Source organism: Sorangium sp. So ce302 (assembly GCF_051530145.1).
In the GTDB taxonomy this organism is placed as follows: domain Bacteria; phylum Myxococcota_A; class Polyangia; order Polyangiales; family Polyangiaceae; genus Sorangium; species Sorangium cellulosum_B.
Map to the genome: position 1 here is coordinate 8,282,199 of NZ_CP150326.1, position 12,006 is coordinate 8,294,204.

Annotated in this window: 9 protein-coding genes; 7 read left to right on the plus strand and 2 right to left on the minus strand. The window is 72.3% G+C overall.

Translation table 11 applies throughout. The features are described from left to right. Positions 1 to 318 precede the first annotated feature (318 nt). From WME73_RS31235 to WME73_RS31245, 3 genes are read left to right on the plus strand one after another with little or no spacing between them, the layout of a single operon-like run. Positions 319 to 1,965, plus strand: a complete 1,647-nt coding sequence (locus WME73_RS31235; protein WP_437911913.1) for a protein kinase domain-containing protein — start codon at positions 319 to 321, stop codon at positions 1,963 to 1,965. Between the two features lie 5 nt (positions 1,966 to 1,970). Then, positions 1,971 to 3,128, plus strand: a complete 1,158-nt coding sequence (locus tag WME73_RS31240; RefSeq protein ID WP_437911914.1) for a tetratricopeptide repeat protein — start codon at positions 1,971 to 1,973, stop codon at positions 3,126 to 3,128. A gap of 1 nt (position 3,129) precedes the next feature. Then, positions 3,130 to 4,941: a hypothetical protein gene (locus tag WME73_RS31245; protein ID WP_437911915.1), complete on the plus strand. Its 1,812-nt coding sequence runs from the start codon at positions 3,130 to 3,132 to the stop codon at positions 4,939 to 4,941. Positions 4,942 to 5,147: 206 nt separating this feature from the next. Here WME73_RS31245 and WME73_RS31250 read toward each other — a convergent pair whose 3' ends face one another. Both WME73_RS31250 and WME73_RS31255 read right to left on the minus strand, forming a co-directional pair. Then, positions 5,148 to 5,678, minus strand: a complete 531-nt coding sequence (locus tag WME73_RS31250; protein ID WP_437740037.1) for a hypothetical protein — start codon at positions 5,676 to 5,678, stop codon at positions 5,148 to 5,150. Positions 5,679 to 6,169: 491 nt separating this feature from the next. Next, positions 6,170 to 6,895 carry a hypothetical protein gene (locus WME73_RS31255; RefSeq protein WP_437911916.1) on the minus strand — a complete coding sequence of 242 codons (726 nt, stop codon included), beginning with the start codon at positions 6,893 to 6,895 and terminating at the stop codon, positions 6,170 to 6,172. A gap of 796 nt (positions 6,896 to 7,691) precedes the next feature. On the opposite strand from WME73_RS31255, the gene urtA reads away from it, so the two are divergent. The 4 genes from urtA (at position 7,692) to urtD (ending at position 12,006) form a co-directional block, all read left to right on the plus strand. After that, complete coding sequence (gene urtA / locus WME73_RS31260) at positions 7,692 to 8,918, plus strand: urea ABC transporter substrate-binding protein (protein ID WP_437740039.1); 1,227 nt, start codon at positions 7,692 to 7,694, stop codon at positions 8,916 to 8,918. Positions 8,919 to 9,052: 134 nt separating this feature from the next. Beyond that, complete coding sequence (urtB, locus tag WME73_RS31265) at positions 9,053 to 9,949, plus strand: urea ABC transporter permease subunit UrtB (protein ID WP_437740040.1); 897 nt, start codon at positions 9,053 to 9,055, stop codon at positions 9,947 to 9,949. A gap of 14 nt (positions 9,950 to 9,963) precedes the next feature. Beyond that, the gene (urtC, locus tag WME73_RS31270; RefSeq protein WP_437740041.1) at positions 9,964 to 11,097 is read left to right on the plus strand and encodes an urea ABC transporter permease subunit UrtC; all 1,134 of its coding nucleotides are present in this window, start codon (positions 9,964 to 9,966) and stop codon (positions 11,095 to 11,097) included. A gap of 81 nt (positions 11,098 to 11,178) precedes the next feature. Then, positions 11,179 to 12,006 carry an urea ABC transporter ATP-binding protein UrtD gene (gene urtD, locus WME73_RS31275; protein ID WP_437911917.1) on the plus strand — a complete coding sequence of 276 codons (828 nt, stop codon included), beginning with the start codon at positions 11,179 to 11,181 and terminating at the stop codon, positions 12,004 to 12,006.

Below are 12,006 nucleotides of genomic sequence, written 5' to 3' on the forward strand. Positions count from 1 at the left end.
GGAGGACGGCAGAAAGGAACCGGGACACTTCAATCCCAACGCGGCCTTCGGCGCGACCCATCACGGCCTCCGGCGCGACGACGCGTGCAGGGCGGAGGCGCCCTCGGATCGCCCTCAGCAGATGAAGCGCACCTCCACGCGCCCACAGGAGCGCCGGAAAATTCGACAGACGACGCGACGTATCGCCTCTCCGGAGAATCGAATCTCACCAGACACCTGCGGCGAGCGCGTCGAGCGTGGCCCTGCAAGGAACCATCCGGTCCGGAATCGTGGCTCGCCGGTCTGCAAGCTCAGAGCGACGGAGTGGGGGGGCGCGTGGTGAGCGATGAAGAGGGAGTGGTGCCCGTGCACTGCGGCGAGGTCATCGCAGACCGCTACCGGGTCGAGCGGCCTCTTGGCATCGGCGGGATGGGGGCCGTCGTCGCGGCGCGGCACCTGTCGCTGGGCGAGCTGGTGGCCGTCAAATTCATGCGGCCGGAGCACTGCGGCAACGCGGCGCTGCTGAGGCGGTTCCAGCGCGAGGCGCGCGGGATGTTCCGGATGAAGACGGAGCACGTGCCGCGGATCTACGACCTGGGCGCGCTCGCCCCGAGACCGGGGATCGCGCTGCCGGTGCCGTACATCGTGATGGAGCACCTGTCGGGCAACGATCTCCGCTCGATCCTGGAGCGCCGCGGGCGGCTGCCGGTCGAGGAGGCGGCGGAGTACGTCCGTCAGGCCTGCGTTGCCCTGACGGAGGCGCACGCGCTCGGGATGGTGCACCGGGACCTCAAGCCCGCGAACCTGTTCCTGACGTACCGGACCGACGGCACGCCGCTCCTCAAGGTGCTCGACTTCGGCGTCGCGAAGTTCATGAGCGCGAAGCCGGAGCACGACGGGCTCGAGATGACGACGGCGCGGTCGGTCATGGGCTCCCGCCGCTACATGGCGCCAGAGCAGATGCTGACGCCCAAGGACATCGATCTGCGCGCGGATCTGTGGGCGCTCGGGGTCGTGCTGTACCAGCTCGTGAGCGGCACGCTGCCGTTCGGCGCGGAGACGCTGGAGCAGTTCGTGCTGGTCGTGTCGGAGAAGGCGCCCCGGCCGCTCCGGAACGCGTGCGCCGATCTGCCCGAGGGGTTCGAGGAGATCGTGATGCGCTGCCTCGAGAAGGACCGGACGCGCCGCCCGGCCTCGGCCCGCGAGCTCGCCGCCGCGCTCGCGCCGTTCGCGCTGCGCGGAGCGCCCGACGCGACGCTGCCCACAGGGGTGCACCGGAGCCAACCGACGTTCACGTGGCTGGACGATGGGCCGCCCACGACCGCCGCGCGGCCGCCCACGGCCTCCGCTCGGCCGGCCGCGACCTCCGTTCGGCCGCCCACGACGTCCTCCGGGCCGGCCGAGACGAGGCGCGAGGGCCGCCGCCCCAGGCGAACCTGGCTGGCGGCCACGGCTGGCGCGGTCTCCGCGAGCGCCACGCTGGCCGCGATCCTGCTGTCGCCCGGGTGGCCGCGGGCAGCGGGATTGACCTGGGCCGACGGCGCCGGTGCCCAGCACCTCGCGGGCGTGCCGCAGGGGCTCGCCGCGGAGCCGAAGGGGAACGCGGTGGCAGCCAGGTCGTTCCAGGGGCCCGATGACGCGGCCGAAGGTGCGCTGCACGACGGCGCTGCCAGCGCGTGCGACGCGCCCCAGGCCGACGCCAGAGCCGCGCGCCCGGCCGCGCACAGCGGAGCCGGCGCCGTCCTGTCCACGAGGGCCGCGCCGCCCGCGCGGGCGAACGCGGGGAGTCCGCAGCGCGCGCTGGCGCGCGGGGTGCACACGTCCGGGTCCTCACCGGCGCCCGCCGCTGGCGCCGCGGTGCGGACGGCGGCGGATGCGCCGGCGCCCGTCCGGGGCGCGGCGGCGGGCGCGCCGTCCCTCGTGGCAGCGCCCGGCAGCGGCGCTGAAGCGGCGACGCCGGCGGGCGCGCCGGACAGCCCGTGGTGATCGCCATGCCCCGAGGAGCCCTGCCGAAGATCCCCTGCTGCTCGCGCCCGCGCGGGCTCGCTTCCGCCCTCGCGGCCGTGTCGCTGTCGCTCGCGCCGGCGGGCGGCCAGGCCGGCGAGCCCGGTCCGGCGCAGTCCGACACGGCACAGACGAGCCCCAACCTGGCACAGCCCAACCTGGGACAGCCCAACCCCAACCCGGGACAGCCGGGCGGACACAAGGAGCAGGTGCTCGCGCTCTATCAGGCCGCGACGCGCCTGCTCGAGGCGGGCCGCATCGCCGAGGCGTGTGCCATGCTCGAGCAGGGCCGGACGCTCGATCCAACCGCCCTCAACCTCCTCCTGCGGCTCGGCGAGTGCCTCGCGCGCACAGGCAGGACCGCGGGCGCCTGGAACGTCTTCAGCGAGACCGCGGCCATCGCGAAGAGCGCGGGAGACCCCCGCGCCGCGCGCGCGGCCGCGCTCGCGGCGGCGCTCGAGCCGCGGCTCTCGCGGATGGCGATCGCCGTGCCCCCCGGGAGCGCCGCGCCGGGGCTCGAGATCCGCCGCAACGGCGTGCTGCTCCTGCCCTCCCAGTGGGGACAGGCGCTCCCGGTCGACCCGGGGACGCACACGATCGAGGCGCAGGCGCCCGGCAGGAAGCGCTGGTCGGTCGAGCGCGTCGTCCCGCCCGACGGCGCGGGCGTCGTCATCGACGTGCCCCTCCTCCTGGCGCAAGAGCCGCCCCCGCGCGCGCTCGCCGCCGCGCCGAAAGGCCAGAGGACGCAGGCGCCTCCCGTCCTGCCGCTCGACGACCGCGGAGGCGGCGCCGGGCGCGCGCAGCGCGTGATCGCGCTCGTGACCGGCGGCGCCGGCCTCGTCGGGCTCGGCCTTGGCGCCGTGTTCGGCGCCGAGGCGATCGCCCGCAGGGACGCCTCGAACCGCGGCCACTGCGACGCCCGGAGCCGCTGCGACGCCGTCGGGGTCTCGCTGCGCGAGGACGCGCAGGAGGCCGGCACCGCCTCGACGATCGCGTTCTCGACCGGCACCGCCGCGCTGCTCGCGGCCGGCCTGCTCCTCTGGACGGCCCCGCCCAGCGCCGCCGGCCCGCCCTCGCGCCGCGCCACGGCGGCGGCCGCCGCCGGCCCCGGCGGGTTCTCCCTCGTCGTGGGCGGGAGTTATTGACGTGGGCGCGCGCGGCACGACCGGGCTCGGCCTGCGGTTCACCCTCGTGGCGCTCGGCTGCGCCGGCTGCAACGCGCTGCTCGGGCTCGAGGACGGCATCCTCGTGGAGGAGGGCTGCGCGCCGCTCTCGACCATCGCCTGCTACAGCGGGCCGCCGGCGACCGAAGGGGTCGGCGCCTGCCAGACCGGCCTCATGCGGTGCAACGCCGCCGGCGACGGCTACGGCCCCTGCGAGGGCGAGGTGACGCCTGCGCCGGAGCGCTGCGGCAACGCGGCCGACGACGACTGCGACGGCGCGATCGACGAGGCGGACGGCGACGGCGGCCGGCCCGAGGATCCCGCGGCCGACGGCGGCAGCGCCGTCTGCGCCTGCGCCCCCGGGACCGTCGAGCCGTGCCCGTACGGAGGACCGCCGGGCACCGTGGGCGTCGGCGCGTGCCGCGCCGGCCGGCGGACGTGCGGGCTCGACAGCCGGTGGGGCGCCTGCGCCGGCGAGGTCACGCCGCGGGTCGAGGACTGCAGCACGCCGGCCGACGACGACTGCAACGGCGGATGGGACTGCGGCGCGGTGCTCCCCGGCGGACCGCTCGGCGCCCTCCTCGGCGGCGCAGGCCAGGAGCGGGCGCGCGCGCTCGCGGCGGGCCCCGGGGGCTCCGCGATCCTGGGCGGCGAGTTCGCGGGCTCCCTCGATCTCGGCGCAGGGCAGTTCGCGACCGGCGCCGAGCAGGACATCTTCGTCGCGCGGCTCGATCCGGGCGGCACCGTGGCGTGGATACGTCGGTTCGTCACCGAGGGGCGAGGCGCGCTGCAGGCGCTCGCGGTGGATCTCGACGGCCATGTCGCGATCACGGGCGAGCTCGTGGGGAAGATGAACGACGTGGGGCTCACGGCCGACGCGCCGCTGGGGTTCGTGATCAAGCTGGACGACCTGGGCGAGCCGCAGTGGAGCGCGATGATCCTCGGCAGGCCGCAGGACATCGCGGCCTCGGCGCGGGGCGAGTTCGTGGTCGTGTCGACGCTGATGGACCCCGGCGGGACCGACGTGGCGGTGGCCAAGCTCGACACGTCGGGCGAGCTCCTCTGGAGGCGGGAGTTCCGCGGCGCGGGGAACCAGGAGCCGACGGGTGTGGCGGTGGACCCGCGCGGGGATGTGGTCATGACAGGGACCTTCGACGGCGAGCTCCAGCTCGGCGACGACGCGCCCCGGCTCCTGTCCAAGGGGATGAGCGACGTGTTCCTGGCCAAGCTCGACGAGGGCGGCGAGCACGTCGCGTCGCTGGCCTTCGGAGACGGCCGCCTGCAGCGCGGCGGCGACATCGAGATCGGGCCGGGCGGCGAGATCGCGCTGAGCGGGACCTTCGACGGGATCCTCGATCTGGGCGGCGGCGAGCTGTTCTCGGAGGGGATGTCGGCGTTCGTGGCCGAGCTCGGGCCTGCGCGAGAGCACCGCTTCAGCCGGGCTTACCCCGCGGAGCGGCCGCCGCGCCTCGCGCTCGAGGCGGACGGCGGGCTCGTGCTGGCGGGCGACGTCGATGGCCCGACCGACCTCGGCGGGGGGCCGCTCGACGGCGCCGGCGGCGGCGGCGACATCGTCGTGGCGCGGTTCGACGCCGGGGGGCGCCATGTCTGGAGCAAGCGGCTCGGCCCGGGCGCCGGGAGCAGCGGCGGGCGCCGGTCCGCGGCGGGGGTCGCGTCGTTCGTGGAGCGCGGCCACGCCCTGCTCGCCGGGACCGTGGAGGGCAGCGTGGACCTCGACGGCGCCACGGCGCAGTCGACAGCGGCCGACATCCTGGTGGTGCGGCTCTCGCCGTAGGGCGCCGGCGATCCCTGGCAGGTTCGCATCCGGCAGGACCGCTCATCGCAGGGGGCCGCTCGACGCGCGCCCCTCGATGGTCGCCGGCAGGACGGTGCGCGGCAAAACAGGACAGGCGATCTCGACGAGATCGCCTGTCCTGCCCGGCCGGCTCGGATCACCTCAGGATCGATGGCGCACGACGCCGGCTCGGCGCCTGAGAGCCATCACTGGCAGGTGCCCAGGCACTCGAGGTACGGGAGGCACTCCGCATCGTCTTCGCAGGCGGCCGCGGCGGCCTCGATGCAGGCATCGTCCTCGGCGAGCTCATTCAGGCACGCCACGCAGTCGGCGTTGTTCGCATCCAGGTTGATGGTGCCGTCATCGTTGCAGACGTCGGTCGTGGCATCGGTGGTATCGCACACGCTGGCGCACGTGGCGTCAGCCGTGCAACCGCACGCCTCGAACCCGTGAATCCCGAGGGCCTCCAGCCCTTCCGCGTACGTCTCATCACAGCAGTCCAAGCACTCGTTCTCGGTCCCGGCGTCGGAGCACTCCTCGGCCCCGCCCGTGCCCGAGCCGCCCTCGCCTGTCCCGCCTGATCCGCCCTCGCCCGTGGTGGCCGACGACGTGGTGGTGGTCGAGCCCGAGGCGCCCGAGCCGCCGTCGCCGCTCGTGTCGCCATCACCGCTCGTGACCGTACAGGCCGCCATCATACCCACGCTGATCAGGATCGCTGCGAAACCGAAAGCTTTCATGAATCCACCTCCAGACGAGTAGGGTCGCGCCGCGCGGCTCGTAACTCGGCACTACACGTCGAGCGACGTCGCCGGGCCACGCTTCCTGTGCACTTCAACGCCACCGTCGGCGCCGGGCGCTGTTCCTACACCAGAATTTTACGTGATGGTATCTGCTTCGTGCCTACAGCTGCGCCTCTGCGCCCCAAGCGGTCGCGCGAGGAGCACGCATGTCTCTGCACAATGTGCGCGCAATCCACCGGGACAGATCGGTTGTCAGCAGTTTTATGCAACAGGAGCAGACCCTAGCACAGGGCAGGTGCGGGAGATCAAGCGGCTCCGCGTGGATAACCTGCTCCAGGGGAACGCGCTGGGCACGCGGGCGACCTCAACGGCAGAGGTGAGACAGGAGGCGCCCACCAGAGCTCGCTGGTGGCCTGTCGCGCTCCGAACGATCGAGATCTCGATGGAGCGGCGGCGAGCTCTCGGCCCTTTTGCTTGCGCGGGCGGTGTTACGAGCCGCCCGCGGCGCGCCGCATGGCGCAGTCGAGGTCGCCTTTGCAGGGGTCGCCCGCTGTACGCGCGCCGCCCGGGCTCGCCGGCGGCGCGGCGGTCGCCGGTCCACTGCTCTCCGCGGCGCGCTTCGCCGACGCCCTGCCCCCGGTTGCGGCGGCGGGTGGGGCCTTCGCCCCGCGCTCGCGCGCCTTGTCGCCCTTCTTCTTCGTGGCCGGAGGCGCCTCGGCGGGCGCGGCCGCAGCCTTGGCCTCCACCTTCGGCAGCTGCGCCAGCGCCGCGCTCGCCGCGTGCCGCACGCCGGGCTGCGCAGCCGCCTGGAGCGTCTCGCGCGGGGCGCCGAGCCACACCGCGCTGGCGACGACCGCCGCCCCGAGGACGCCCGCGATTCCGTAGCGCACGCCCGCGGCCCGCCGCGCGCGCGGCGGGCGCAGGTCGATCGGGACCTCGGAGGGCACGGGCGTGAGATCCGGCGGCCTGAACGCCGGCAGCTCGGAAGGCACGCCGAACGGAAAGATCTCGAGGTAGCTGCTGCGCTCTCCGTCGCCTGCGGGGGACCCGTGGCTATCCTCCATCCCGGAGCTCCTCGCGCCGCGATCGGCCCGCGCGCCGCTCTTGGTGGAGGCGTCCTTCTCCACCGCGAGCAGCGCGCTCAGGGAGATCACCACCGAATTCTCGTCCCGCGGCCCGGCTGCGACGCCGTCCGGCGCCGCTCCGCCGCTCATGGATCGGCCATCCGTCTCGCCGGGCAAATGATCCGTGCTTCTCATAGGCTCCACCCCGCCTGCCTTCCGTGTCGACCGAGCACAGGGCGCAGACAGCATCTATCAGTGTACTCGCCATTTACCGCTCTTGATACAAGTTTTTTACTGCACTGGAGAGCACACCTCATCGCAACAGCTCGCCACAGCGCCGGAGCTCGCAGCGCTCGTGCGCGCAGCGGCCAGAGTCCCCCACACCGTGTCGGCTCAAGCGACATCGGGCGTGACGACCCCGGGCGAGGCCGCGCGTGCGCGCCCAACGACCCCACGCTCGACGCCCCGCGCGCCTCGCCCTCGCGTGCGGTGCATCACAGCGGAGCCGTAACCGGGGCGAAAACTCGAGCGGAACGAGAACAACGATGGATCGCTCGACGCGCTTTGTGGCCAGAAATCCAAACGGCCTGCGGAAAACGCACGGCGCCTGCCGGCCGGGCGACATTTCACGCCGACGAAACCTCTACGAAACATGGCACTCGGCATAAGGCCTTTCACCACGACGTCGTGTGGCTGGCCCTTGTCCGGGGACCGCGTTCTGCTGTGCAGGGCGGCCATCGGGTGTGTCCAGCCGGGAGTCTTCACTGGCCGGCTCCCGAACTCCCAACGGCTCTTGTGCAGTCGAATCGCCGCGCCGCGTCGATGCAGGGCATTGGACGCGCCCTCGGCACCCAAGGAGGATGCGTTGAATATGTACACGTCTGGGTTGGACGTTGAGGATCGGCCGGCGGCGGGCACCTCTCGGCGTCGTACGCTCTGCGTCGCGATGGCGGCGCTCGCCGGCGCGGCCCTGCTCTCTGCCTGCGGCAAGGCGAACGACGAGGCTCCGGCGCCCGGGACGGCGCCCGTGGCGCCCGCCTCGGACAGCGGCTCCATCAAGGTCGGCGTGCTCCACTCGCTGAGCGGCACCATGTCGATCAGCGAGGTGGCCGTGAAGGACGCGACGCTGCTCGCCATCGAGGAGATCAACAAGGCGGGCGGCGTGCTCGGCAAGCAGCTCGTGCCCGTGGTCGAGGACGGCGCCAGCGACTGGCCCACGTTCAACGAGAAGGCCAGGAAGCTCGTGCAGCAGGACGCCGTGGCGGTCGTGTTCGGCGGCTGGACCAGCGCCAGCCGCAAGGCGATGCTGCCCTCGTTCGAGGAGCTGAACGGCCTGCTCTTCTACCCGGTCCAGTACGAGGGGCTGGAGCAGTCGCCCAACATCTTCTACACCGGCGCCGAGCCGAGCCAGCAGATCGTCCCCGCGGTCGACTACCTGCTCGAGAAGGGCAAGAAGCGCATTTACCTGCTCGGCTCCGACTACGTCTTTCCGCGCACGGCCAACAAGATCATCAAGGCGCAGCTCGCGGCGAAGGGCGGTGAGCTCGCCGGCGAGGAGTACCTGCCGCTCGGCGGGACCGAGGTCAGCACGATCATCACCAAGATCAGCGCGGCCAAGCCGGACGCGATCTTCAACACGCTGAACGGCGACAGCAACGTGGCGTTCTTCAAGCAGTTCAAGGACGCCGGCTACACCGCCGACAAGCTGCCGGTCCTCTCGGTGAGCGTCGCCGAGGAGGAGGTGCGCGGCATCGGCGCCGAGAACATCGCCGGACACCTCGTCTCGTGGAACTACTACCAGACCACGGACACCCCAGAGAACAAGAAGTTCGTCGACGCGTACAAGGCCAAATACGGCGCCGCGCGCGTCACGGACGACCCCATCGAGGCGGGCTACTTCGGGGTCTACCTGTGGAAGATGGCCGTCGAGAAGGCGAAGTCGACCGAGGTCGCCAAGGTGAAGGAGGCCGTGAAGGCCGGAGGCATCGAGTACAACGCGCCCGAGGGCCTGGTCCGGCTCGACGGGAAGAACCAGCACACCTGGAAGACGGTCCGCATCGGCGCGGTCCGGAAGGACGGCCTCATCGACGAGGTGTGGAGCTCGGGCAAGCCGGTCCAGCCGGATCCGTACCTGAGCGCGTATCCCTGGGCGAAGGAGCTGGCCGCGAAGTAGCGGGGCGCGAGCGCGAAGCCTGAAGCCCGGACCACGGAGCCGCGGAGGGCGCGGGGCCTCGTCAGGATGCCCTCCGCGCCTCCGCGGCCCGAACCTCACTGTGCGCGGCGTCTCGATCGGTTGGGTGCTCTAGAATGAACGAAGTTCTCCTCCACGCCTTCAATGGCCTGAGCCTGGGCTCGATCCTCCTGCTCATCTCGATGGGCCTCGCGTTCTCCTTCGGGCTCATGAACGTGATCAACATGGCCCACGGCGAGTTCATCATGGCGGGGGCCTACACGACGTACGTCATCGGGCACCACGTCGCGCCGCTCGTCGGGGGGACCGAGGCCGGGCTCTGGTTCCTGCTCGCGCTGCCGGCCTCGTTCCTCGTGGCCGGCGTGCTCGGGCTCGTGCTCGAGCTCTCGATCGTTCGCTTCCTGTACGGCAGGCCGCTCGACACGCTCCTCGCCACGTGGGGTGTCGGGCTCGTGCTGCAGCAGGCCGCGCGGAGCCTGTTCGGCGCGTCCAACGTGCAGGTCTCGAGCCCGTCGTGGCTGAGCGGCGGCGTGGCGCTCTCGGGCGGCGCGCAGCTGCCTTACAAGCGGGTCTTCCTCATCGCGCTCGTGATCGCGTGCATCGCCGCGGTCTACACGTACCTGCACCGCTCCGCGGGCGGCAGGCGGCTGCGGGCCGTCATGCAGAACCGCGAGATGGCCTCGTGCCTCGGCGTCCGCGCGCGCCGGGTCGACGCCGCGACGTTCGCGCTCGGCGCCGGGCTCGCCGGGATCGCCGGGTGCGCGCTGACGCAGCTCGGCTCGATCGGGCCGTCGCTCGGGACGAACTACATCGTCGACGCCTTCATGGTGGTCATCCTCGGGGGCCTCGGGCGGCTGCCTGGCACGGTGGTGGCCGCGCTCGTGATCGGCGTCGCGAACACGCTGCTCGAGCTCTCGACGACGGCGTCGCTCGGCAAGGCGCTCGTGTTCGCGCTGGTGATCGCCTTCTTGCAGTGGCGTCCGACAGGCCTGCTCGCCCTGCGCACACGATAGGAGAGGACACGGACATGGCCCCTCGAGACTCTGCCCTTCGCAATTTCGTCTGGACCTGGGGAGCGCCGCTCGCCGTGGCGCTGCCGCTCCTCGTCGCGCCGCTCGCGCTCTCCGACTTCCGCCTGAACCTGCTCGGCAAGTTCCTCACGTACGCCATCGTCGCCCTGGGGCTCGATCTCATCTGGGGCTATGGCGGGATGCTGAGCCTCGGGCAGGGGCTCTTCTTCGGCCTCGGCGGCTACGCGATGGCGATGTACCTGAAGCTGGAGACGTCCGGCTCGCGCCTGCCCGATTTCATGAGCTGGAGCGGCCTCGAGGCGCTGCCGATCTTCTGGGAGCCGTTCCGCTCGCCGGTCGTGGCCCTCTGCGCCGTCGTCCTCCTGCCGATGGCGGTCGCGTCCGCGGTGGGTTATCTCGTCTTCCGGAGCCGCGTCCAGGGGGTATATTTCTCGCTGATCACCCAGGGGCTGACGCTGATCGCGTCGATCCTCTTCATCGGCCAGCAGGCGGTGACGGGCGGCACGAACGGGATCACGAACCTGAAGACGATCTTCGGCTTCGCGCGGGGGGCAGCCGGGACGCAGACGGTGCTCTATTTCGTGACGCTCTTCTGCCTCGGGGCGCTCTATCTCCTGTGCCGGAAGCTCACCCAGTCGCGCTTCGGGCGCCTGCTCGTGGCGATGCGGGACGACGAGAACCGGGTGCGCTTCCTCGGCTACAACCCGGTCACGCTGAAGACGCTGGTGTTCGCGCTGTCGGCGGGCATGGCGGGCATCGCGGGCGCGCTGTTCGTCTGCCAGGTCGGCCTCATCTCGCCCTCCTCGATGGGCGTGATCCCGTCGGTCGAGATGGTGACCTGGGTGGCTGTCGGCGGGCGCGGCACGCTGATCGGCGCGGTCGTCGGGGCGATCCTGGTCAGCCTGGGCAAGAGCGCGCTGAGCGAGTCGTACCCCGAGGTGTGGCAGCTCGGCTTCGGCGCGCTCTTCGCGGCGTCGGTCATGCTGCTCCCGAAGGGCGTCTCGGGCTTCCTGCAGCGGCACGCCGCGAAGCTCTCGCGCCGCGACACGGGCGGCGCGGCGGGGCCGGCGAGCGGGGATGAGGTCGATTCGGCGGCGGGCCCAGAGGCGCCGGCGACGACCGGTCGCTGAGGGGGAGGCGCGGAGATGAGCGGAAGCGAGCACGGAAACGAGCGCGGAATCGAACGCAGAGACGAGGAGAGGAGCAGCGCGATGAGCCGCGGCAACATCGTCGAGGTCCAGCGGGTGACGGTGAGCTTCGACGGCTTCAAGGTGCTGGACGAGCTCGACTTTTCCATCCAGCGCGGGGAGCTCCGGTTCCTGATCGGGCCGAACGGCGCGGGGAAGACGACGCTGCTCGACATCCTGACCGGCAAGACGAAGCCGTCGAGCGGACGTGTGGTGTTCCACGGAGGTGGGGAGTCCGGACAGGAGGCCGTGGAGGTGAATCGCCTGCCGGAGCACGCCCTTGTGCGGCTCGGGATCGGCCGGAAGTTCCAGACGCCGGCGGTGTTCGGGAGCCTCACGGTGCTCGAGAACCTGGAGGCGGCGATGGGCTTCCGGGAGAGCGCGCCGGGGCTGCTCCGCGGGCTGTCAGCGCCCCAAGAGAGGGAGATCTCCGAGACGCTCGATCGCGTCGGGCTCCGGCGGCGCGCGGACGTGCGGGCCGCGGTGCTCGCGCACGGGGAGCGGCAATGGCTGGAGATCGGCATGCTGCTCGTGCAGCAGCCGAAGCTGCTCCTGCTCGACGAGCCGGTGGCGGGGATGACCCGGCGCGAGCGCGACCGCACGGGGGAGCTCGTCCAGGAGATCGCGAAGCAGCGGTCGGTGCTGGTGGTGGAGCACGACATGGAGTTCGTGCGGCGCTACGCGAGCACGGTGACGGTGCTGCACGCCGGCAGGCGGCTGTGCGAGGGGCCGGTCGAGGAGGTCCAGGGCAACGCGCAGGTGATCGAGGTCTACCTCGGGCGGGCGCACGACGCGGGGCGCGCGCGGGGCGGGGCCAAGGAGCCGGCCGAGGCTCAGGCGGAGGAGCGGTAG